Here is a 21,297-nt window from a genome sequence, read left to right as displayed (position 1 = left end):
AAAATCAAAAATTAGAATAATAATTCAAGAATAATAAATATTTATTTAAATATCAGGACAAGTGTGGAGGTTAGTCATGGCGTTGTATCAGCACAGTCAGGCAAGAGAGAACTGTGGCTTCGGTCTGATCGCACATCTGGAGGGCGCGGCCAGCCACCGGATCGTCAGAACCGCAATAAACGGCCTTGACCGTATGCAGCACCGCGGCGGTATTTCTGCCGACGGTAAAACAGGTGATGGTTGTGGTTTATTAATGCAAAAACCGGACAGTTTCTTCCGCGCTATAGCCGAAGAAAATGGCTGGAATCTGGCAAAGAAATACGGCGTCGGCATGATTTTCTTCAGCCAGGACCCGGTAAAAGCCGCCTTAGCGAAAAAAATTATCGAGCAGGAAATTGCCCGCGAAACCCTGACCCTGGTTGCCTGGCGCACCGTGCCGATAGACAGCAGTGTGCTGGGCCCGTTAGCGCTCAGCTCTATGCCCACCATTGAGCAGGTTATAGTGAATGCGCCGCACGGCTGGGGCGATCACGACTTAGAACGCCGGCTGTATATGCTGCGCCGCCGTATTGAAAAACAATTGAGCGACGATGCTGACTTTTATATCCCCAGCTTCTCGTCATTAGTTACCGTATTTAAAGGCTTAATGATGCCGGCCGATTTGCCGCGTTATTATCTCGACTTAGCCGATATCCGCATGGAAACCGCCATTTGCGTGTTCCACCAGCGCTTTTCTACCAATACCATGCCGCGCTGGCAATTGGCGCAGCCGTTTCGCTTTTTAGCCCATAATGGTGAAATTAATACCATTACAGGTAACCGCCAATGGGCCCGCGCACGGCAGTATAAGTTCTCTTCGCCGCTGTTAAGTGATTTACACGATGCGGCGCCCTTTGTCAGCCAAAGCGGCTCCGACTCCAGCTCGCTGGACAATATGCTGGAGCTGTTATTAGCCGGCGGCATGGATTTATTCCGTGCCATGCGTTTGTTAGTGCCGCCGGCCTGGCAAGGCAACCGCGTGATGGATGACAACCTAAAGGCGTTTTACGAGTTTAACTCCATGCATATGGAGCCGTGGGACGGCCCGGCCGGTATCGTGATGACCAACGGTCAGCATGTGGCCTGTAATCTTGATCGTAACGGCCTGCGCCCTGCCCGCTTTGTTATTACCCGCGATAAGCTGATCACCTTAGCATCTGAAGTCGGCATTTGGGATTACACCCCGGATGAAGTGGTAGAAAAAGGCCGCGTTGGCCCGGGCGAAATGCTGGCGGTAGATACCACCACCGGCAAAATCTGGCGTTCCAATGAAATAGATGCCGACTTAATGGCGCGCCACACCTACCGTGACTGGCTAAATGCCAACGTGCAGCGGCTGGTGCCGTACGAGAAATACGAAACAGATTTAATCGGCAAACGGGTATTCTCCGATGATGACATGCTGGTGTACCACAAGCTGTTTAACTACAGCTATGAAGAAATTGATCAGGTAATGACGGTACTGGCCAAAGACGGCCAGGAAGCGGTGGGCTCTATGGGCGATGATACGCCGATGGCGGTATTATCGCGCAAGCCACGCACCTTATTTGATTACTTCCGCCAGCAGTTTGCTCAGGTCACTAACCCGCCAATCGATCCACTGCGTGAATCGCATGTAATGTCGCTGGCCACCAGCATCGGCCGCGAGCATAACGTATTTAAAGAAACTGCCGGTTACGCCAGACGTATTCAGTTTGAATCGCCGGTAATGATGTACTCCGACTTAAAGCAGCTAAAACAAGCTGATGAAAAGTATTACAAGCATCAGATTTTTTCGCTGAACTTCGATCCGGCGGCCGTTAACCTTGAGCAAGCGGTAGAGCAATTATGCGCCGATGTGATCAGCGCCGTGCGCGATAACAACGTGGTGCTGGTAATGTTAACCGACCGCCGTATTGAGCAGGGCAAGTTACCCATTCCTGCGGCGATGGCAGTAGGCGCGGTACAACATGCCTTAGTTAATGCTCAGCTGCGCTGTGATTCGAACATTATTGTTGAAACCGCCTCAGCGCGTGACTCACATCATTTCGCGGTATTAATTGGTTTAGGTGCCACCGGCATTTATCCGTTTATGGCGTATGAAACGGTAGAGCAACTGGTAGAAAAAGGCGTGATTAACCTCACCGCACGCCAGGCGGTGCTGAACTACCGTAAAGGCATCAATAAAGGCCTGTACAAAATTATGTCGAAAATGGGCATTTCAACAGTGGCCAGCTATCGCTGCTCTAACCTGTTTGAAGCCGTCGGCATTGATAAAGCCGTAATGCAGCTGTGTTTTGCTGATATCCCCTCACGTTTGGGCGGCGCTGGCTTTAGCGACTTTGAACAAGACGTGCAGCAACTGGCCAAAATAGCCTGGTTAAAACGTAAGCCGCTAAACCACGGTGGCTTATTAAAATACGTACATGATGGCGAATACCACGCCTACAACCCGGATGTGGTGCAAACACTGCAAAAAGCCGTGCGCTCGGGCAAGTATGAGGATTATCAGCAGTACAGCAGTATTGTAAACCAGCGGCCGGTGGCGCATTTGCGTGACTTATTTAAGCTGGCGGGCAGCACGCCGGTGGCGCTGGAGCAGGTAGAAAGCGAGCAAAACCTCTACCCTCGCTTTGACAGCGCGGCGATGTCTATCGGAGCCTTAAGCCCGGAAGCGCATGAGGCCTTAGCCATAGCAATGAACCGCCTCGGCGGGCGGTCTAACTCGGGTGAAGGCGGTGAAGATCCACGCCGCTTTGGCACCGAGAAAAACTCGAAAATTAAGCAGGTCGCCTCCGGTCGCTTTGGCGTAACGCCGCATTACCTGGTGAATGCTGAAGTTATTCAAATCAAAGTGGCCCAGGGCGCTAAGCCCGGCGAAGGTGGCCAGTTACCGGGTGAAAAAGTTACCGCCGAAATTGCCCGGCTGCGCTACTCGGTGCCCGGCGTAACGCTGATATCACCACCGCCGCACCACGATATTTACTCGATTGAAGATTTAGCCCAGCTGATCTTCGATTTAAAGCAGGTGAATCCGCAGGCGCTGATCTCGGTAAAACTAGTGTCGGAGCCCGGCATCGGCACCATCGCCGCCGGGGTGGCCAAAGCCTATGCTGACCTCATCACCGTCTCCGGTTACGACGGCGGCACCGGTGCCAGCCCGTTAACTTCGGTGAAATACGCCGGTAGCCCGTGGGAGTTAGGTTTAGCTGAAGTGCATCAGGCCTTAGTCGAAAACGGCCTGCGCGACCGCGTACGGCTGCAGGTAGACGGCGGTTTAAAAACCGGGCTTGATGTGATTAAAGCGGCGATTTTAGGTGCCGAAAGCTTTGGCTTTGGTACCGGCCCTATGGTGGCGCTGGGCTGTAAGTTCCTGCGTATTTGCCATTTAAATAACTGCGCCACCGGCGTGGCAACCCAGGATGCCACACTTAGGCGCGATCACTTTACCGGCTTGCCGGAAATGGTGATGAACTACTTTAAGTTTTTGGCCTTTGAAGTGCGCGAGCTGATGGCACAGCTGGGTGTTACTGAGCTAACGCAACTGATTGGCCGCACCGATTTGCTGGCGCTAAAAGACAGCGAAACGCAAAAACAAGCCCGCTTAGATTTAACGCCGATATTGCAAGCCAGCGGCGTGAAATCTGACAAGGCGCTGTTTTGTGTGCAAAACAATACACCGTTTGACGAAGGCAAGTTAAACCAAGAACTGGTAAAACGCTGCGAGCAAATGGTACTGCATAAAAGCGGTGGCCGGTTAAACCTGAGTATCCGCAATACCGACCGTTCAGTCGGCGCGGCGCTGTCGGGTTTTATTGCCCGCCAGCACGGCAACCAGGGCATGGCAACCGACCCTATCCGCATCCGCTTTACCGGCACCGCCGGCCAAAGCTTTGGTGTGTGGAATGCCGGTGGCCTGCATATGTCGCTGCAGGGCGATGCCAATGATTACGTAGGTAAAGGCATGACCGGCGGCCAGTTGGCTATTTTCCCGGCCAAAGGCGCCAGCTTTGCCAAAAACGGTTTTACCATTGCCGGCAATACCTGCCTGTATGGCGCCACCGGCGGCCGGCTGTATGCCGCAGGCCAGGTGGGCGAGCGTTTTGCTGTGCGAAATTCGGGCGCTTTAGCTGTGGTAGAAGGCACCGGCGATAACTGCTGCGAATATATGACCGGCGGCGTGGTTGTGGTGCTGGGCTGTACCGGGGTGAACTTTGGTGCCGGTATGACAGGCGGCTTTGCTTATTTACTCGATGAGCAAAACGATTTAGAGCTGCGGTTAAACCCCGAGCTGGTAGAGGCGTTAGAAGTCAGCACACCGATACTGCAGGAGCACCTGCGTAGCCTGTTGCACCAGCACGTAGAAGAAACCGGCAGCGAAAAAGCGCAGAAGATCTTAAACGACTTTAACCGTTATTTAAGTCAATTTAAGCTGGTAAAACCAAAAACCAGCGATGTAAACACCTTGCTGGGACACCGCGCACGCTCGTCAGCCGAGCTGCGGGTTCAGGCGATGTAGGGAAGAGTTATGGCACAGAATGTATACCAGTTTATTGACGTAAAACGGATTGATCCGCCAAAACGCTCACACCACGAACGCACTATAGAGTTCGTTGAAATTTATCAGCCGATGACCAACACCCAGGTAGAAGGCCAGGCTGATCGCTGCCTCGATTGCGGCAACCCTTACTGCGAATGGAAGTGCCCGGTGCATAACTATATTCCGCAGTGGTTAAAGCTGGCCAACGAAGGCAAAATTATTGAAGCAGCCGAACTGGCACACAAAACCAACAGCCTGCCGGAAGTATGCGGCCGCGTGTGCCCGCAAGACCGCCTCTGCGAAGGTGCCTGTACGCTAAACGAAGGTTTTGGCGCGGTAACCATCGGCAGTATTGAAAAATACATTACCGATAAAGCCTTTGAAATGGGCTGGCGGCCGGATTTATCGGCGGTGGTAAAAACCGAGCGCCGCGTGGCGGTGATCGGCGCCGGCCCGGCCGGTTTGGCCTGTGCCGACGTACTGGTGCGTAACGGCGTAACTCCGGTGGTGTTCGACCGCTATCCGGAAATCGGCGGCCTGTTAACCTTTGGCATACCGCCGTTTAAGCTGGAAAAAAGCGTGCTAAGCCTGCGCCGTGAAATCTTCACTGACATGGGTATCGAGTTTCGCTTAAACACTAACGTCGGTGTCGATGTCAGCTTTGACAGCCTGCTAAGCGAATATGACGCGGTGTTTTTAGCGCTTGGTACCTATACGCCAATGAAAGGCGGCCTGGTCAATGAAGAAGCGCCGGGCGTGTATGAAGCACTGCCGTTTTTAATCGGCAATATCAATAACCTGATGGGCTGGCAGACTGAACATCCCTATGTCAGCTTAAAAGATAAAACCGTAGTGGTATTAGGCGGTGGCGACACGGCAATGGACTGCGTACGCACTTCCATCCGCCAGGGCGCAACCAAAGTGAGCTGCGCCTACCGCCGCGACGAAGCCAATATGCCGGGTTCGCGCAAAGAAGTACAAAACGCGCGCGAGGAAGGCGTGGAGTTTTTGTTTAACTTACAACCGCTGGGTATCGAAGTAGACAGCAATGGCAAGGTGTGCGGCGTTAAGGTAGTAACTACCGAGATGGGCGCACCCGATGCCAAAGGCCGCAGAAGCCCGCAGCCGGTAGCCGGCTCCGAGCAGATATTGGCGGCCGATGCAGTCGTAATAGCTTTTGGCTTTCAGCCCAGCCCGCCACAGTGGCTGGTGGATATGGGTGTTGAGCTCGACGCTAAAGGCCGCGTTATCGCCAGCGAAAAGAGTACCTTTGCTATGCAAACCAACGAGCATAAGATCTTCGCCGGTGGCGATATGGTATTAGGCTCAGATTTGGTAGTAACCGCTATCGCCCAGGGCCGTAAAGCCGCCGAGGGCATACTGGATTACTTAGAAGTATAAGCTTGGAAGTATAAACAGCTGTTGTAACGTCCGCTTCTGCTTGATGCTTTTACCATCTGCAGCAGCGGACAGTTAAAGCGGGATTAAGCCGTCAGCCCAGGAGAAATGCTCGAACCGGCTTACCCACGCTGACACGCCGTAAACCCATCCCTGGGGGCTCGTCTCAGCCCGTCCGGGGCTTCAACGGTCAGCTTAGAGTAAGCCTAATCTCGCTTTATCGTTTCCGGTTGCAGGTTCAAAAAGCGGGCAAACCGGTTCGAGCTATACGCAAAACCCGACGCACCACGATACCAAAGGAATCCAACCATGCCCCCATTCACCCTACCCGATTTATGCGACGCCCATGCGGCTTACATTCGTGTAGCTGAGCCGATCTTTCAAAACTACGGTGGCAAAACCGCCTTTGGCGGGCAAATTGTTACGGTTAAATGCTTTGAAGATAACTCCAAGGTAAAGCAACTGGTAGCCACACCGGGCAACGGCAAGGTGCTGGTAGTAGACGGTGGCGGCTCTAAGCGCCATGCACTTTTGGGCGATATGCTAGCAGAGCAAGCGGCAACAAACGGCTGGGAGGGTATTATTATCAACGGCTGTATACGCGATATAGACGAAATACGCCAAACCGCACTTGGCGTGCAGGCGCTGGGTATTCACCCAATGAAAACCGACAAGCGCGATTTAGGTGATATCAACCTGACAGTGACGTTTGCCGGAGTAGATTTTATCCCCAGCCAGTTTGTGTATGCGGATAATAATGGCGTGTTGGTGGCGACTAAAGCCCTGCTGTAAGCAGGGCGTTCATTTCTATTCAGTCATGCTTTCAGCATTAGAGATATAGGATACCCGGGTCTTGGCAATGTAATCGTGCAAGCAGCGCTTTTCTTTGCCAAAGATAAACAGCGGATTGACTAACCCCGCCAGAAACTGACCTATCGCAGGCACATAAGAAAACAGAATTGTTGGCAGATAACGCCACAACATCACATGCGACAATGTTGCCTGTTTCCCATCTAAGGTTTCAATCCGCATACCAAACTCGGCTTTACCAATCGTTTGGCCATATTTATGCAACAGATAACCATGCAACAATAAATACACTGCAACGCCATACACTAAACCTGCCAACATTAACCAAGGTGTAAGCTGCTGCAGCCGCTCCCAGCCGACAAACCAGAAGAAAGGAATTGTGCATATTATTTGCAACACCATATCTATGATGGCACCCCAAAACCGGTGCGTTCTTGTCGCCAGTGTATTATCCGCATCGTTCTGCGCTGAGCTATTTGCAGCTAACTCTGCTTCTTTCTCTGCTATCAACTGATGAATTTGAGCAGTTCGCTCCGGGAACATTTCCTGATTTATTGAGCGGGCAGCACTATATAAATCTTCTAATGTGTAGTTTTTATAGTCAGGGCTAATATCCAAAACAGCTACTCCTTGTATTACAACCCTCCGACTTTAAATATTTGCACTCAAAAATACAACATTCCTGCAAACAAACTTTAGTTTAAAAGGCCTTTAACTTACTTAATGTTGCTCTGCCCCTTTTAACTTTTTCAGAGCGATTTCAAAATGGCTCACAAGCAGTGCCCTGATGAAAAACCATCTGCCATTTTTCACCATCAAAGCGCCAGATAGAGCTTCGCATCGAGTAACTCGGGCTTTCGTTTTCTGCACGCTGTATCGTTGCGCGGTAAGTCAGCTGCGCCAGGCCATCGGCCAAGACTCTGCAGTTAAAATCTTGCTGAGTAATAACAGGCGGCGCTTCAGCTGGTAGACGCTCAAGCACATCAACTTTACCAAAACAGCGGCCGGTAGCGGCAATCTCATAAAAATCATCAGCCAGATAGCGGTTTAGCAGTTCCGCTGACAACCGGGTGGCGGGCTGCACCAGTAGCTGTTCCAACGCAATTAATTGCTGTTTAACGGTGTCGCTATGCATTTTTTAAAAGCTCCGGTAAAGCCGGTCAGGTTGTCAACGCTGGTCAGGGTGGTGTTACCTCAAATCAGGTTGTTTATGCAGATAATAATACCAAGACTTTGATATGAGCACCCGCGCTTCCGTAGCAAAGGCAAAAGGCAAGACCCTGGGGGCTCTTATGCGAAGTCAACGAAGATATATCAGCGTGGGCATTTTCAGTGGGTAAAAGTGCCAGCGGCTGAGCTAGCTATTTAATAGTTGAAGGCGCAATCAAAATGCATAACCCGTTAATTGGGTATGAAATTGATTTCTTTAGCTCATGGACACGACCAAGAACAGACGTTGAATAAATCAATCGGTTTTCACATTCGACATTAAGTAAAGAAAGTTCAGATTCTTTGATAAACTCTGAATTAACCAAGTATTTTATAGTTTCAGAACTATAAAAATTGATCTGTTGCTCAAGTTCTTTGAGCATTGGCACCACAAGCTTTCGATATAAGTCCGATATTACTTCAGTGAATATCAATGCAAGATCAACGCGCCCTTTTTCGTCGCAAAGTTCATTTTTGGCTTCTAATAACTTAGCAAGTTTATGTTTTTTCGTGACATGCTTACCACAGAACTTTTCAAAGTCTATGTAATATCCTATTTGGATGCACGAATGTGGAGATATTAATTTTTTTGATCCACCATGGCTTACAGTAATTAGCACTTTGTTATGAACAATAGCATTCCGAAGCTCGTATAAAAACATATACTTTCTGTTCGACTCATTATAAATAGAACTTATAGCCGTAGTTGTTTCAGCATAAACATCAAGTTTTTCAGGAAAACATTTGGAGTAGATAGAAGGCAGTAAGTCCGTAAATTTGAGCAAAGAAGATACCATATGCATAGTAGAGTTTTCAGCTTCAATAAACGAAGAGCTTGTAACAAATTGCTGTTCTACCGGCATTTCATGTAAATCAATTGCCCTTGCATACATTAATTTTTTGAAGTTTGCCAATGAAGAGCAAACCAATGAATATTGCAGGTAAAGCTCATAGGTAGACATGATGATCTGCCAGTGATCAATTAACTTTTGGAGTTTATCCTGTTCAATCTTCACCTTTTTCAACCGAGAGGAATAAATAGAAATCTCATGCATCAGCTAATAGACCTGAATGATATTGCGCCGTAATATACAGTGATAGCATAACGCTAACTTATTGATTTTCATAGTTTGCATTTTGACAAGGAAGCAGGTTTTTTGCACAAAACCTCAGGGCAGCACGTGCTTTTGCCATCTCCAGTAGCCCAGTCCCGATAGTTATACCACTGTTACCTTAAACTTAAACACCGTCAAGTATTTAAATCGGCAAAGCCCCGTGCTGATATTGATAGCCGTCAGCCCAAGCTGGGCTAACCAGGCTGGGCTTGATTGATAGTTTGCACAGTAATTTGCAGCCCCAGCGCTTTAGCAACCTTGGCTACAGTGGCAAAGGTTGGGTTGCCGTCTGGCGAAAAGGCTTTATATAAACCTTCGCGGCTGATGCCGGTATCACGCGCCAACTGGCTCATATTTTTTGCTTTAGCGATCACCCCCAAAGCATGGATGATAAACGCCGGATCATCACCTGCTTCTTCAATACAGGCTTCAAGATATAGCTGAATATCTTCGTCAGTTTTTAAATGCTCTGCGCTGTCCCAGCGCGTGGTTTTAATAGCCATAACCTACACCTCTACTTGTTTGGCAATCTCTTTGGCCTTGACGATATCGGCTTGCTGAGTGCTTTTATCGCCGCCTGATAGCAGAATAACAACAACGTCACCGGCTTGAACGAAATAGACCCTGTAACCAGGGCCATAAAAGATTCGCAGCTCACTAACACCGTCGCCAACCGGGGCAACATCACCGAAATGCCCCATTTCTACCCTATCTATTCGGGCCTGAATCCGGGCTTTTGCCCGCCGATCTTTTAGCCCGTCAAACCATTTTCTGAAGACATCAGTTGTTCGAATTTCAATCATGCGTGAACTATAGTTATCACCATAAATATTGTCAACTATAGTTAACAGACCAGAGTTTGCAAGTTGGCTGAGTTTATCGCAATGCGTGATTAGGCTGGCGTAGCCTGAGGTTTAATCTTTGCCTTTAAACAGCGCCGTTTGCTTTAGCCCCACTATCCGCTAAGCTGCTTTACAACCTTTCACCACAAAGAATTTAAATCGCGCGTTATAGCGGTTGTGCTGGCTTGATACGGTATTTACGCCAACCTGCTACCACAGTTGCAATAACAAAACGGCTAAGCCAGGACAGCAGCGCTAACGCGGCAGCTATCATCAGCGGCAGAATACCGCCGAAAGTGAATGTCATCGCCACCACAAAGCCGCTGATATAGTGCAGCCGGTAAAGCGGAAACAACACGGCACAGGGCAGTAAACCGAAAAACAGCAGCGTGGTTAGTGTCATATAACCCAGTGCAAAACTGGCGGCGAACACCGCACCGTAGCAGGCAGCGCCGATAAGCCCCGGCAATAAGCTGACCGGTACTGTCGCCAGGCGCGCTATATGCGCCGGTTGGCGCTGCGCATAGGTTGCCAGCGCTAAGCCCAGCAGCGGTAAAGTGATAAGTTCAAACCAGTTTGAAATAGCCGGCAACGTGGCGTCATTCAATAAATGATGGCTTTGTACCCCGGCTGAAAAATATTCTATCGTCAGATGCATAGCTGCCAACAGCAAGGCTACCAGCGGCAACCACAGTGAAACCCGGTAGGCGCTCATTGTGCCGGCCCGTTAACGTTTGCGCCTTTTACTATCATCCACAGGCTAAGCGATAACTCCCCGACTAACACCGGCAGCATGATCCATGGGAATAACATAGCGGCAAAATCAGGTGCAAGTAGCAGTGCCAGGGTATTCACCAGATAACAGACACCGGCCAGGCCCAGCATCAGGCCCAGTATTTTCGGGAATAGCTGCGATTTAATAATCAGATAGCCGCGGATAACACAGGCCAGCGCGAAAAATAGCAAACCAATGGCAAAACCATAGCTATGCAGCCGTATTGCCGTGTACGACAGCGCGCTTAGCTGCTCCGGCGAAAACGCGCTTAAATACGCCGCGCCACTTAACAGCAGCAACGGCAGCACCAGGCAGAGTTTATTGGCCACCAGCACCGCGGTTTGCATCAGGTTAAACGCAGTAGCCATTAGATTAAGCGCGGCATTAACCGGCTTAAACAGCAGATAAAACAGCACAATTATCGGGATGTCCAACAGCTGCATACACAGATCGGCAACGATGCCGCTGCGCCAAAACGTCTGGGCCGCGCCAATTTGCGCTGCGGTTGCTATGGCATCGCCGGCAACAACCAGGCTGCCACGCACTTGTGTTTCAGCATACAAACCTAAACCGATAATTAACAAATAACAGCAGCCGGCAAAACGCACATAGCCCTGCGACACCGCGGCACTGACTGATCCCATGTTTCACCTGTCCTTGTTTATAAGCTGATTTAACGCTGCCACTGCAGCAGCTGCCGCTGCCGCTAAGATGCTGCACCGAAAAGCGGTTTTTGCCTATAGGGTTATTGTTACAACTGATGTCAGAAATTAAGGCGCTATGGGTTCAGAGTCATTGCCAGTACTTTATTCACGCAATTCTGATTAAGAATCATCGGCCGGATAACTGTCCGGCTGCTGGTTTGAGTTATCCAAGCGCTGTTGCTATGCTCGATCCGGCTTATTTACTCCGGCCGGTTTTATGCTTAGCACGGAACAAATTCAACCACTTCCACATTTCAGCGACTTTTTAGTCACAATGGCTTTGCTAATCTCGCAGCGTTTCATCAAATAAATACGGCTGATAGTTGGAGGAATAACAATATGAACAGGCAACTAACAAAGGTAGTGTTGTTTAGACTACGGTTGAGATTGTGGGGGCTGCTGCTTGGCTTGCCACTTTTTGCTTTACCCATTTTTGCCGGTGCTGCAGAGGCACCCGGTGCGCTGACTGTCATCGTCAAAAATCAGCTTACTGACCGGCCAGTGGCAGAGGTGCAGATCACGCTGACGAAACGGCAAAGCAATTTAACGCAAACTTTAGTAACCGACGCTCAAGGTCGTATCGTCGTTGAACAGCTCGAACCCGGTCTTTACTCGGTAAACCTGGCTAAAAGCGGGTTTGCCGTAGTGTATGAGCCAAGTGTGCGGGTGATTACGCGCAAAAATATCAAGGTTGAATTCAAACTCAGCGAAGTGGAAATTGAGAAAGTGCTGGTTCGGGGACAGCAAACTAATACCTTTGCGTCAGGTTCCTCCACCTATCTCGACAGAGAAACCTTGCTAAGCGCTGTCGGCGGTGGTGCCGATCCGCTGCTCTCCTTAGACGGTTTACCCGGCCTGGCATCCGCCAGTGAATTTGCCAGCTTTAGTGTACGCGGCCGTGGCCCGAGAGATAACTTGTTATTCGTCGATGACTTTCCGTTTGATAAAGCGGTGCACTTTGATGCGACCCTGGGTGAAGAAGAAGATGTCGGTGGTGGCGGCCGGTTCTCGATTTTCGCGCCGAATGTTATCAATGGTGCCGACTTCTCACCCGGTGGCTGGGGTGCGGCTTATGGTGGCCGCGCGGCTTCGCTACTGAAACTGGATGTCGCCGATGGTAATCCCGGCCCGTCAGCCAGTTTCCGTTACGACCTGGCCGGTTATGAAGTGGGTTACGACGGCCCTGCCGGTATCACCGATGACGCAACAATGCTGGTTTCTGCGCGGCGGCTGGATTTTGGCAAGTTGTTTGAAACCATTGAAGAGCTGGACATTGGCGAGCCGGTGTTAAGGGACATCATCGTCAAGTCGGTAATACCATTCAACCAGAACCATACGCTGGAAGTGCTGCTGATAGATACCCACGAGGACTACAGCCGCGACGTGACGCACGTTTTTGAGTCGCCTAATTTTGAAGATGCCGCGCTGCAATATGCCGAACAAGACAGTGACTTGTACGGCCTGACCTTGCGCTCATTAATTGGTGAAACAGCTGTCTGGACCAACAAGCTGTACTACCGCAACAGCGACAAGATTAGCTCTGAGGGGGAAGCCTTTCCTGATCTGGTACCAGAGGGCTCACCCGCAGCTGATTTTCCTGTGCGGGAAGACATTATTACCATTGCTGAAGCTGAAACGGAGATCGGCTGGCGCAGCGATTTTGAGACAATGAATCAATGGGGTGTATTCAGTGCCGGTGTTCAGCTAACGCAAATTGAACTGGACTATAGCACAGTGTTAGACGGCGATTGGATCCGCTTTGTCTACGACGACGACGATTTCAGACCCGACCCACAGCAGCGTTATATTGTGCTTGAGCCAGGCAGCATTAACTCTGCGATAAAGCAGAAAGAAACCAGCTATGCCGCTTACGTAGAGCAGGTTTTCCAGCGCGGTGCCTGGGATTTTGGCACCGGCTTGCGGCTTGAGCGCGACGGTTTTGCCGACGAAAGCTTCGCCTCACCCAGGTTCAGCGTTAACTGGCGGCCGGGTAAAACGGTGAGATATTTTGCCACTGCCGGGTTGTTTCATCAGTCACCACGGTATTTACAGCTGGCCGCTAACGCGTCAAACACGCTTGAGACGGAAAAAATCATCCACAGCAGTGTCGGTTTTAAATATTTCCCGCACAGCAATTGGTCGGTGTTAACCGAAGCCTACTATCAAAACCTCGACAACCTGGTGGTAGACCTGGATCGGGCCAACGGCACCTTTGCCAATATTGGCGATGGCCGCTCCTATGGCGTTGATATAGTGGTTAACGGTACGATATTCGAAGGCCTGTACGCCAGCGCAACCTATTCTTACAACGATGCCGTGGTCGATCGCAAAGACGGCCGCGGTGACGTAGCCGCTGAATTCAACCGCAAGCATGTGGCGACCCTGGGCCTGACCTGGGAGATCAGCGACCGCTGGAAGGTGGCCGGGCGTTACAAGTACCTTTCCGGCCGGCCGGATGACAACTTTATTATTCACGCTGACGTATTGGGGCCCGGGCAACCGCTGCGCTACTCAAAAGAGATCACAGAGCGCAATGTCGGGCGCAAAGACAGTTCCGGCTTGTTGAATGTTCGCGTTGACTACAGACGCGCCTTTGGCCCGATAGATGTCACAGCCTTTCTCGATGTGATCAACGTAACGGCAGCGTCGTCGGGCGACGACACCGAGTTTGACTACCGCCGCGGCGTGCTGGTACAGGACGATAGCGAAGCGGAGCCGCTGATTGGTCTGCGACTGGATTATGCGTGGTAAATCGCGCATGGTAAATCGGGCCCGGTAACAACTGGTAAGGAGTAGCAGCATATGGTTCACGCGCTTGGTGCGGTGCCGGTTAGAGTGTTGATTGTCGAGGACAACCGCGACATTTGCGCCAACATTGCTGCCTATCTTGCAAAGCATAGCTATGTGATGGATTTTGCCTATGACGGTATCAGCGCGATGCACCTGGCGTTGAGCAATTCGTTTGACGTTATTGTGCTGGACCTGATGCTGCCCGGGATGGATGGCTTAAACTTCTGCCAAAGGCTGCGCACAGATGCAGGAACAACAACGCCGGTGCTTATGCTAACGGCCAGAGACACGCTTGACGATAAACTGAAAGGCTTTGCCGCAGGAGCCGATGACTATTTGATCAAGCCATTCGCCTTACAAGAGCTGCATGCAAGGTTGCAGGCGCTGTACAAACGTAGCCACGGCAGAACCGACAACCTGTTAACTGTGGCTGATCTGACGTTGAACAAGTCCACGCTGCAAGTGCATCGCGCAGGACGGCGTATCGATCTCACCCCGGCCGGTATCAGACTGCTGCAACGTTTGATGGAACAATCGCCGTCTGTTGTGGCTCGTGATGTGCTCGAAACACTATTGTGGGCTGACGAGCCCCCCGATGGCGATGCCCTGCGCTCGCACCTTTACAAGCTGCGCCAGGCTATCGACAGGCCGTTTGCCAAAGCGTTGATCCATACGGTGCACCGCATCGGCTACCGGATTGCAGAGGATGCTGAGTAATGTACCGCCGCAGTTTACGTAAGCGTGTCGCCTGTGCCTTTGCTATCTGTGTTGCTGTGCTCAGCGTGCTTTGGGGCTTCGCCTTCCTCGCGGCGATCAGGTTAAGTGAAGACCGGGTACTGGTGCATCAGCTGCAGCGTGCCGCCCAAAGCTATCCCGCTATGCCGGCGAACCTGCGCGCATACGATGAGGCGGCTGACCTGCCGGAATCACTGCGGGAATGGGCACAAACTAACCCCGATGAGGGATTGTACGAATTCGAAGCCAAAGAGTTGCATGTTGCAGTGCTGGCTACCGATAATGGACAGCGCCGTGCCTTTGTGGTGTTCGACGTTGCCGGGATTGAGGCGGCGTCATCAGAGGACTGGTGGTGGCTGCTGCTTATTAGCGCTGTGGTGGGAACACTCGGTGTTATTGGTTTCGGGCTTGGCATTGTGGTGATGCGCAGAGCAGTCGCCCCTGTCCTGCAACTGGCCAAAGTGGTTGCGGCCATCGACCTGGAACATCTGTCGGCTGAAGACTATAAACGCATAGGGTCTGACCGGTTTGGCGCTGATGAAGTGGGTGTGCTGGCTGAGACCATTGAGAAAACCCTTGAGCGGATCAGCGCCTTTATTGCCAGAGAGCGCTACTTTACCGATTCAGCCAGCCATGAGTTGCGCACGCCGATCACGGTGATAACAGGCGCGCTTGAGCTGCTGGAACACAGCGAGCTGTCAGCAAGCGATATGAAGGCGCTGGATCGGGTGCGGCGCGCCACGCTGGACATGAAAACCACAATTGAAATGTTCTTGTGCCTGGCCCGCGAAGCCGACGACGGCTGGTATGACGAGCAGTTTTTCGTGCTGCCGCTGGTGAACAAAGCGATAGAACAGCAACGCTACCTGCTGCACCGCAAGTTGGTCGCTGTTGAGATCGACGAAGTCGCAACCGCTGAAGTCTGCGGCCATCCGCAGGCTTTTGCTATCGCGGTGAATAATCTGGTGCGCAATGCGTTCGAGCACAGCCTCGACGGGCACGGACCGATCACCATTCGCATTAAACAGCACGAGCTGTTAGTCACCAATCAGCGAAGCAGTGATGCCGATGACCGGCGCACGCCGGCCAGGACGGAGTCTCATGGCTATGGCCTGGGTCTGGGTATTGTGCAACGGCTGTGTGAGCGCAATGGCTGGTCGTTTTCGCTGCTCGCTGATGAAGCGCATGTAATCGCCCGTCTGTCGTGGTAAGAATTACAAGGGGCACAGCAGTTGCTGCTGCGACCTTTCTGCCCTGGCTTCAATTTCACTGATCATCACTTCCGGGTATTCATCCTGATATAACTGACGGAACTGGCCTTGCAGCACCAGTTTATTTAACGCGCACTGCCAGTTAAGTATTACGGCATCATCAACCTGCCTGGAAAACGCCAGATACATTTCAATGTTTTGCAGTGGGTAAACTGCCTGTAAATCCAGCCCGGCGTCGCGCAGTTCAGCCATGCGTTTGGCGGTAACGTCGCCGTGCATAGCGATTAAATCGGCGCGGCCGAGTTTAAGCATATTGTAGCAATCGCCGGACTGCCGGCTTAGGATCAGGTTTTGCTCTATCACAAAACCCAGTGACAGCAGCTCGTTAACGATACTGGTATTGCGGGTTTCACAGACAACATGATTTTGCAGTAGATCTGCCAGGCTGGCATTGTCGGCGACAACGTCGCGTTTGGCGTACAGGTTTACCGCATAGATCTTAATAGGCCCCACCCATTTGAATTTATTTTCTCTGTCTGCGGTTCTGATGGTGTCATACACCGCCACATTGGCACTGCTTACCGCAATGGCATAAGCGCGTGCCCAGGGAAAAATCTCAATAGTGGTGTTATCGCCTACCTGCTGCTGTATCGCCTTAACCAGCTGCGTAGACATACCGTAAAGATTGCCATGCTTGTCTGTTAACCGGCCGCGGCCGGCCGGTTCAGTCAGGATGCGCAGCGGCACTTTTGTTGTTACAGCAGCCACTGACTCTGCAGTAGGTTCAGCTGCAAGCGGCTTAGCAGGCAACATTGCCAATGGCATCAGCATAAACAACCACAGCAAACAGATTAGTGTAGTTTTCAAGCAAGACTCCAGATGCAAAACCGCAGTAATTACCGGGCAGAGCAACAAGTGTAGAAGAAAGACAATATTCTGACCTGATATTATTATATTGCCGGCGGCTAAAGCCCTGCTTGCACCATCTGCTTAATTTTCAGCGCTTTTTCAAAATGATCCAGCCGGTGGGTTTGGATCCACCAGGTAGCCGCTTCCATCAGCAGCGCCGGGTCGTCATTTTTATTAGCAAAAAAGGCGTAAAACGACACGCCAACGGTGTCGCCTTTGGCGAGCATTTTCTTATCGCATATCTCAATAACTTTCTGTCTTAACGTATCGCGCATCGGGTAGTAATTCCTGAGGTAATTTTTGCATACAAGCTGTGCCTTGATGGCACAGCATCTGCCACTTATCAGCTTTGTGTTGCGCCTGGCAACAGCGGCACAGGTTAAAGGATTGCTGAAACAAACAATTGCGGCTATTTTGGCTACAGAGCAGAATTTAGCGTTTAACCAGGCTGCAGGCTTAGCCGTTTACGTTTAACCGGAGAACTTATGGCAATACAATTTATTCCACTTATCAAAGCTCTTGCTCCCTATCTGACAACAATAGCCACCAGCGCTATTCCGGCTTTTACCTCTAAATCTGAGGTTGCCAAATCAGACCCGGTGGTGGCGCAGCAAATTACAGAGTTACAGGATGCGGTAACCAAAAATGCGCAGTCATTGCATATTATTGCCGAGCAATTGCAAAAGGTTATTAGCTCTGCCGAAGAGGCAACATTAGCAGCACAGCGTCAGGTTGCTACCTATAAAACCTTGGTGCTGGGCAGCAGCATTATTTCCGTTATTGCCATTGCTATAGCGATTTATAGCCTTGTTGCGTGAGGCCGGTTAAAGCCGGCCTGTACCTTTATTATGCGTTTCTCTTAGATTTAGCACGGTTTCCCTTTGCTTCATAGATGGACATGTTATCAAATTGATAAGCTCCGCTTTCAATACCGTAAGCTTCAGCGAGTGACTTTACCGGATATTCCCGCCCGCGTTTTTCGTCGTCAGAATTTGAATTGTTCAATTCAGTATTAGCTTCCATCATCAAAAAGATTGCTTCTTTTATGGTTTTGGGGAATAGACCTGAAATATAAGTTTTTATTCTGTCTTTAGTTTCAGCGTCTAAGTCTTCTATTCGCCTGCTAATTTTTTCTTCAAATAGACGAGCCAATTCTTTCAGGAGCATTTCATACGCTTGTTTCTGGTTCCTTTCGTCAATGTACCTTCGAATATGATCTGTAATGGTTACACCCACCAGTAACGACATAAAGGACAACGCCTCGAACGAGCCGTTCGGGTTTAGATACCAAAGAATTCCAAGAATCAGCGCCAAAGCTATTGCTATTCCTTCGATGACTTTAAGGATCATTTTTAATGTATTCATTTTATGCGTATCCCCCCACGCATACGCGCTGACTTGTGAGCTTCGCTGGGGTCACAAGCCACGAATGACGAAGTTTATTATGTAGCAACTGCATCCGGTTGCATTTCCCAAAATGAATAACCCTTACCACCCAATCGCTTCCACCATTTTGCTACTGCTACCTCTTCCAGATAAATCATAGGTGTCAAAGTAGACTGTTCTACCATCATGGCTTTAAGAGAATCATCTTGCTTTATCAAGGTGACAGCCTTCAGCTCCGCATCTGCAATAGACTCAGCTTTTACCCACCTTGTCGTGAAGAAGCCAAGGTTTTTAACTTCCCCTTCCCACATCAATTCAAAATTTTCACCACGTAGCATGACTTGGTATTTCATTGAGCGTACCCCTTGCTACATAAAACCCGCCTCAAACGCGAGCAAATTTTTACGCGTCAGAGCGCCTAACGGGCGCGTTTACACCGGCGTTTGTTATGTGCACTTTTAATTTTTATATTATAGAAGCCATATATAAAAGACGATTAACAAAATCGGGAGCAATAGCAAAAATAAAATCAAGCAAGTTATTCTAAAAGCCTTAAACCAGTGATTACGCTTAAACGCACTTATAGCCTTTTTATCCGTTAAGTTTTTACATTGCTCATTTAGAGATTTGTTAACTTCATTGTATTTTGAATATATAAACGCTACTTCACAAACAACAGTAATAATCGCAATTACTAAAAATACAGCTCCAGAACTCAAAAATAACTCCTTACTTCCATGTACATAACAGCTTATTCAGAGGATCTAAACCCGCGAGTTGCGTTGTTTAGATCCCGCAAGTTGCAAAATTAGCTCAAGTCTATGGCGCTGGCTGAATGTAAATCAAGCATTTTTATCTTGTAGCAATTTATGTTGTTGTAACTTACTGCCCGGCATGCCAAACCCTGCAATTTTTACAATTCTTAGCCCCTACCGTGAATACCTTACCGGGCCGGACTAAGGTTAAATCAGTTAAGGCGCCCTGCCGGCGCGCTCTTGCCGGTGTGGAACAGCTCTTGCTGCAGTTAAGTTGCCATCCGGCATGGCATCAGTACTTAACAGCGCTGACAAGATCCTCAAGATCGACACCAACCGTTATTAATGAAGGAGAACCATATGGCTATTATCAATTGGGCTACGGCAAAATATGAAGGGCTTGGCAAGGACGGCAAGGGACAGGTTTCTACGCAATCGGGCGCGTTAAAAGACCAGCCGTACGGCTTTAATACCCGCTTCGACAACCAGCCCGGTACCAACCCGGAAGAGCAAATCGCGGCGGCACATGCGTCGTGTTTTACTATGGCGCTGTCGTTTGGCCTGGCCAAGCTGGGCTTTAGCAAAGGCAGCTTAGCGTCTAAGGTAGAAATTACCCTGGTAAAAGAAGGTGATGGCTTTGCTATCACCAAGTCTGAAATAAAGTTAGCTGCCAAAGTGCCCGGCATGAGTGGTGCGGATTTTGAAAAAGCAGCGGTAGAAGCCAAACTAACCTGCCCGATATCCAAACTGTTAAATTGCGACGTCACCTTAGATATTACCTCGTTTGAAGGTAGTTAAGCTGAGCCGTTGAGATAGTTAATAGTGCCCGTTTTAATAGCGTTAAAACGGGCGGCTTTAAGCCAAATGGAGTGCAAATCATGACAGCTGAACAAACAGAGCAAACTGAACAAGAGTCACGCAGTTTTATGCACTATGCGGCACTGAAAACCGCCATCGTGAATGGCGAAACACCGCGGGTAAAACAGTTACTGGGCAACCAAAGCATGCAAGCGCTGGAAAAAGGCTACCTGCTTGATTTAGCTAAACTAAGCAACAACGGCACTATTATAGCGCTGCTGGAAGCGGTGCCTGAAACGGCATAATTTGCTGAGAAATGCCGCTTGTTTTGCTGACTGTTGCCGTGCACCTCTGTATGCCGGCCGCCACTATACTTTGCGCCGGTAGCCAAAAAACGTTGTGACTAATGCCACCAGCCCTGTAACACAAAAGGCAGGAATAAGCAGCACCACGCCGGCTATAGCAATGCCGGTAATAACATCCGGATAATCAAAGCTGCTTACACAACCACTATTGTTGCCCCCGCCAAAACTGAGGCAAAGATCAACAAAAATAACTGCGCAGCCCAGCCACGCAGCAGCAATAAACAGTGTTAGTAACCAGTAAAAGCCGGCCGTTTTCTTTTCTTTCGGTTTAATAGGTTTTCTCCTCATGCCTGATTGTGTTTACTCAGGTTGTTAACTCAGCGCGGCCACCAAGCAACCGGGTTAAAACAGCCAGATACTGCTGATAACCAGCCTCGCTAAACGCTTTGGATGCCGGGTTGATAAAGCCATGCGCATACGGCGTTGTAACGGCGCTTACTCCCGGCTTTTGCTGCAACTGCGCGCAGATATCTGCTACAGCAAAATGCGGCTCATGCTGACCAAAGATAATATCCAACGGTATTTCCGGCGCAAGTGCCAACTGCTGGTGTATTTGCCCCGGATAAAACAATACCGCCTGTTTTACCCGGGTTACTGTGGTATCGGCCAGAGCACGCCACAGTGCGCTGGCACCGGCGCTAAAACCGATAGCAAGCGCAAACGGCTGCGGTGCTGTTTGCAGTGCCTGCATAACCTGCCCGGTATAAATATCATGGCCGCACTGCGTGCTGTAAGCGGCATAAGCCTGTTGCTCATCGGCAAAGTGTTGCACCGCGCCTTGATAAGGGTCAATCAGCTGTATCTGCACAGCAGACGTCGCCGCCAAATCCTGCGCCAGCCGGTTTAGCCCGGCGCAGCGGCCGAAAATATCACTGACGATAACCAGGTGTTTATGCATCCTGACTCCTGAATGGCAAAACACCTGCTTATATAAGCA

The 21,297-nt window shown here is 50.1% G+C and carries 22 protein-coding genes; 9 read left to right on the top strand and 13 right to left on the bottom strand.

What is annotated here, in order from left to right; all coding sequences use genetic code 11:
* Positions 1–76: 76 nt before the first annotated feature.
* From gltB to rraA, 3 genes are all read left to right on the top strand, one after another.
* On the top strand, positions 77–4,537 hold the full coding sequence (gene gltB / locus Q8O77_RS10495; protein WP_305552814.1) for a glutamate synthase large subunit: 4,461 nt from the start codon (positions 77–79) through the stop codon (positions 4,535–4,537).
* Positions 4,538–4,546: 9 nt separating this feature from the next.
* Positions 4,547–5,959, top strand: coding sequence for an FAD-dependent oxidoreductase (locus Q8O77_RS10490; RefSeq protein WP_305552813.1), 1,413 nt, complete (start codon positions 4,547–4,549; stop codon positions 5,957–5,959).
* 306 nt (positions 5,960–6,265) lie between these two features.
* The gene (rraA, locus tag Q8O77_RS10485; RefSeq protein WP_305552812.1) at positions 6,266–6,748 is read left to right on the top strand and encodes a ribonuclease E activity regulator RraA; all 483 of its coding nucleotides are present in this window, start codon (positions 6,266–6,268) and stop codon (positions 6,746–6,748) included.
* Positions 6,749–6,763: 15 nt separating this feature from the next.
* Here the strand turns inward: rraA and Q8O77_RS10480 are convergent, their stop codons facing one another.
* The 7 genes from Q8O77_RS10480 to Q8O77_RS10450 form a co-directional block, all read right to left on the bottom strand.
* Positions 6,764–7,384 (bottom strand): RDD family protein, encoded by a 621-nt coding sequence (locus Q8O77_RS10480; protein WP_305552811.1) that lies wholly within the window; start codon positions 7,382–7,384, stop codon positions 6,764–6,766.
* A 142-nt stretch (positions 7,385–7,526) separates the two neighbouring features.
* Entirely contained in the window at positions 7,527–7,901 is a 375-nt protein-coding gene (locus Q8O77_RS10475; protein ID WP_305552810.1) for a DUF4440 domain-containing protein, read from the bottom strand.
* A 226-nt stretch (positions 7,902–8,127) separates the two neighbouring features.
* Positions 8,128–9,030 carry a hypothetical protein gene (locus Q8O77_RS10470; RefSeq protein ID WP_305552809.1) on the bottom strand — a complete coding sequence of 301 codons (903 nt, stop codon included), beginning with the start codon at positions 9,028–9,030 and terminating at the stop codon, positions 8,128–8,130.
* 254 nt (positions 9,031–9,284) lie between these two features.
* On the bottom strand, positions 9,285–9,593 hold the full coding sequence (locus Q8O77_RS10465) for an addiction module antidote protein (protein ID WP_305552808.1): 309 nt from the start codon (positions 9,591–9,593) through the stop codon (positions 9,285–9,287).
* Between the two features lie 3 nt (positions 9,594–9,596).
* On the bottom strand, positions 9,597–9,893 hold the full coding sequence (locus Q8O77_RS10460; protein WP_305552807.1) for a type II toxin-antitoxin system RelE/ParE family toxin: 297 nt from the start codon (positions 9,891–9,893) through the stop codon (positions 9,597–9,599).
* Between the two features lie 205 nt (positions 9,894–10,098).
* Positions 10,099–10,647 (bottom strand): hypothetical protein, encoded by a 549-nt coding sequence (locus Q8O77_RS10455; protein ID WP_305552806.1) that lies wholly within the window; start codon positions 10,645–10,647, stop codon positions 10,099–10,101.
* On the bottom strand, positions 10,644–11,351 hold the full coding sequence (locus Q8O77_RS10450) for a DUF4386 domain-containing protein (RefSeq protein ID WP_305552805.1): 708 nt from the start codon (positions 11,349–11,351) through the stop codon (positions 10,644–10,646). The genes Q8O77_RS10455 and Q8O77_RS10450 overlap by 4 nt, the downstream gene beginning before the upstream one ends.
* Before the next feature lie 399 nt (positions 11,352–11,750).
* Between Q8O77_RS10450 and Q8O77_RS10445 the strand changes: the two genes are divergently transcribed.
* The 3 genes from Q8O77_RS10445 to Q8O77_RS10435 are packed head-to-tail and all read left to right on the top strand — an operon-like array spanning position 11,751 to position 16,147.
* Entirely contained in the window at positions 11,751–14,162 is a 2,412-nt protein-coding gene (locus tag Q8O77_RS10445) for a TonB-dependent receptor (protein ID WP_305552804.1), read from the top strand.
* Positions 14,163–14,213: 51 nt separating this feature from the next.
* Entirely contained in the window at positions 14,214–14,918 is a 705-nt protein-coding gene (locus Q8O77_RS10440; RefSeq protein ID WP_305552803.1) for a response regulator transcription factor, read from the top strand.
* Entirely contained in the window at positions 14,918–16,147 is a 1,230-nt protein-coding gene (locus Q8O77_RS10435) for a HAMP domain-containing sensor histidine kinase (RefSeq protein ID WP_305552802.1), read from the top strand. Before Q8O77_RS10440 ends, Q8O77_RS10435 begins: the two co-directional genes overlap by 1 nt.
* A 3-nt stretch (positions 16,148–16,150) precedes the next feature.
* Here the strand turns inward: Q8O77_RS10435 and Q8O77_RS10430 are convergent, their stop codons facing one another.
* Both Q8O77_RS10430 and Q8O77_RS10425 read right to left on the bottom strand, forming a co-directional pair.
* Complete coding sequence (locus Q8O77_RS10430) at positions 16,151–17,014, bottom strand: ABC transporter substrate-binding protein (protein WP_305552801.1); 864 nt, start codon at positions 17,012–17,014, stop codon at positions 16,151–16,153.
* A gap of 98 nt (positions 17,015–17,112) precedes the next feature.
* Positions 17,113–17,331, bottom strand: coding sequence for a DUF6500 family protein (locus tag Q8O77_RS10425; protein WP_305552800.1), 219 nt, complete (start codon positions 17,329–17,331; stop codon positions 17,113–17,115).
* 210 nt (positions 17,332–17,541) lie between these two features.
* On the opposite strand from Q8O77_RS10425, the gene Q8O77_RS10420 reads away from it, so the two are divergent.
* A complete protein-coding gene (locus tag Q8O77_RS10420; protein WP_305552799.1) occupies positions 17,542–17,874 on the top strand; it encodes a hypothetical protein in 333 nt (110 codons plus the stop codon).
* 28 nt (positions 17,875–17,902) lie between these two features.
* Here the strand turns inward: Q8O77_RS10420 and Q8O77_RS10415 are convergent, their stop codons facing one another.
* Both Q8O77_RS10415 and Q8O77_RS10410 read right to left on the bottom strand, forming a co-directional pair.
* Positions 17,903–18,421, bottom strand: coding sequence for a hypothetical protein (locus Q8O77_RS10415; RefSeq protein ID WP_305552798.1), 519 nt, complete (start codon positions 18,419–18,421; stop codon positions 17,903–17,905).
* A gap of 77 nt (positions 18,422–18,498) precedes the next feature.
* Positions 18,499–18,795, bottom strand: a complete 297-nt coding sequence (locus Q8O77_RS10410; RefSeq protein WP_305552797.1) for a hypothetical protein — start codon at positions 18,793–18,795, stop codon at positions 18,499–18,501.
* 762 nt (positions 18,796–19,557) lie between these two features.
* On the opposite strand from Q8O77_RS10410, the gene Q8O77_RS10405 reads away from it, so the two are divergent.
* Positions 19,558–19,995, top strand: coding sequence for an OsmC family protein (locus Q8O77_RS10405; RefSeq protein ID WP_305552796.1), 438 nt, complete (start codon positions 19,558–19,560; stop codon positions 19,993–19,995).
* A gap of 80 nt (positions 19,996–20,075) precedes the next feature.
* Positions 20,076–20,300, top strand: coding sequence for a hypothetical protein (locus Q8O77_RS10400; RefSeq protein WP_305552795.1), 225 nt, complete (start codon positions 20,076–20,078; stop codon positions 20,298–20,300).
* Positions 20,301–20,363: 63 nt separating this feature from the next.
* Here the strand turns inward: Q8O77_RS10400 and Q8O77_RS10395 are convergent, their stop codons facing one another.
* Entirely contained in the window at positions 20,364–20,648 is a 285-nt protein-coding gene (locus Q8O77_RS10395; RefSeq protein ID WP_305552794.1) for a hypothetical protein, read from the bottom strand.
* A 16-nt stretch (positions 20,649–20,664) separates the two neighbouring features.
* On the bottom strand, positions 20,665–21,258 hold the full coding sequence (locus tag Q8O77_RS10390) for a dienelactone hydrolase family protein (protein ID WP_305552793.1): 594 nt from the start codon (positions 21,256–21,258) through the stop codon (positions 20,665–20,667).
* Between the last annotated feature and the right edge of the window lie 39 nt (positions 21,259–21,297).

Source organism: Rheinheimera sp. (assembly GCF_030690345.1).
Lineage (GTDB): Bacteria > Pseudomonadota > Gammaproteobacteria > Enterobacterales > Alteromonadaceae > Alishewanella.
The sequence above is the reverse complement of the archived record's forward strand: the minus strand, read 5'-3'. Positions and strand labels throughout refer to the sequence as shown.

Excerpts from the sequence above, each read along its gene's own strand:
- gltB (WP_305552814.1), top strand. The coding sequence starts at position 77 with ATGGCGTTGTATCAGCACAGTCAGGCAAGAGAGAACTGTGGCTTCGGT.
- Q8O77_RS10490 (WP_305552813.1), top strand. The coding sequence starts at position 4,547 with ATGGCACAGAATGTATACCAGTTTATTGACGTAAAACGGATTGATCCG.
- rraA (WP_305552812.1), top strand. The coding sequence starts at position 6,266 with ATGCCCCCATTCACCCTACCCGATTTATGCGACGCCCATGCGGCTTAC.
- Q8O77_RS10475 (WP_305552810.1), bottom strand. The coding sequence starts at position 7,901 with ATGCATAGCGACACCGTTAAACAGCAATTAATTGCGTTGGAACAGCTA.
- Q8O77_RS10470 (WP_305552809.1), bottom strand. The coding sequence starts at position 9,030 with ATGCATGAGATTTCTATTTATTCCTCTCGGTTGAAAAAGGTGAAGATT.
- Q8O77_RS10465 (WP_305552808.1), bottom strand. The coding sequence starts at position 9,593 with ATGGCTATTAAAACCACGCGCTGGGACAGCGCAGAGCATTTAAAAACT.
- Q8O77_RS10460 (WP_305552807.1), bottom strand. The coding sequence starts at position 9,893 with ATGATTGAAATTCGAACAACTGATGTCTTCAGAAAATGGTTTGACGGG.
- Q8O77_RS10455 (WP_305552806.1), bottom strand. The coding sequence starts at position 10,647 with ATGAGCGCCTACCGGGTTTCACTGTGGTTGCCGCTGGTAGCCTTGCTG.
- Q8O77_RS10450 (WP_305552805.1), bottom strand. The coding sequence starts at position 11,351 with ATGGGATCAGTCAGTGCCGCGGTGTCGCAGGGCTATGTGCGTTTTGCC.
- Q8O77_RS10445 (WP_305552804.1), top strand. The coding sequence starts at position 11,751 with ATGAACAGGCAACTAACAAAGGTAGTGTTGTTTAGACTACGGTTGAGA.
- Q8O77_RS10440 (WP_305552803.1), top strand. The coding sequence starts at position 14,214 with ATGGTTCACGCGCTTGGTGCGGTGCCGGTTAGAGTGTTGATTGTCGAG.
- Q8O77_RS10435 (WP_305552802.1), top strand. The coding sequence starts at position 14,918 with ATGTACCGCCGCAGTTTACGTAAGCGTGTCGCCTGTGCCTTTGCTATC.
- Q8O77_RS10425 (WP_305552800.1), bottom strand. The coding sequence starts at position 17,331 with ATGCGCGATACGTTAAGACAGAAAGTTATTGAGATATGCGATAAGAAA.
- Q8O77_RS10420 (WP_305552799.1), top strand. The coding sequence starts at position 17,542 with ATGGCAATACAATTTATTCCACTTATCAAAGCTCTTGCTCCCTATCTG.
- Q8O77_RS10415 (WP_305552798.1), bottom strand. The coding sequence starts at position 18,421 with ATGAATACATTAAAAATGATCCTTAAAGTCATCGAAGGAATAGCAATA.
- Q8O77_RS10410 (WP_305552797.1), bottom strand. The coding sequence starts at position 18,795 with ATGAAATACCAAGTCATGCTACGTGGTGAAAATTTTGAATTGATGTGG.
- Q8O77_RS10405 (WP_305552796.1), top strand. The coding sequence starts at position 19,558 with ATGGCTATTATCAATTGGGCTACGGCAAAATATGAAGGGCTTGGCAAG.
- Q8O77_RS10400 (WP_305552795.1), top strand. The coding sequence starts at position 20,076 with ATGACAGCTGAACAAACAGAGCAAACTGAACAAGAGTCACGCAGTTTT.
- Q8O77_RS10395 (WP_305552794.1), bottom strand. The coding sequence starts at position 20,648 with ATGAGGAGAAAACCTATTAAACCGAAAGAAAAGAAAACGGCCGGCTTT.
- Q8O77_RS10390 (WP_305552793.1), bottom strand. The coding sequence starts at position 21,258 with ATGCATAAACACCTGGTTATCGTCAGTGATATTTTCGGCCGCTGCGCC.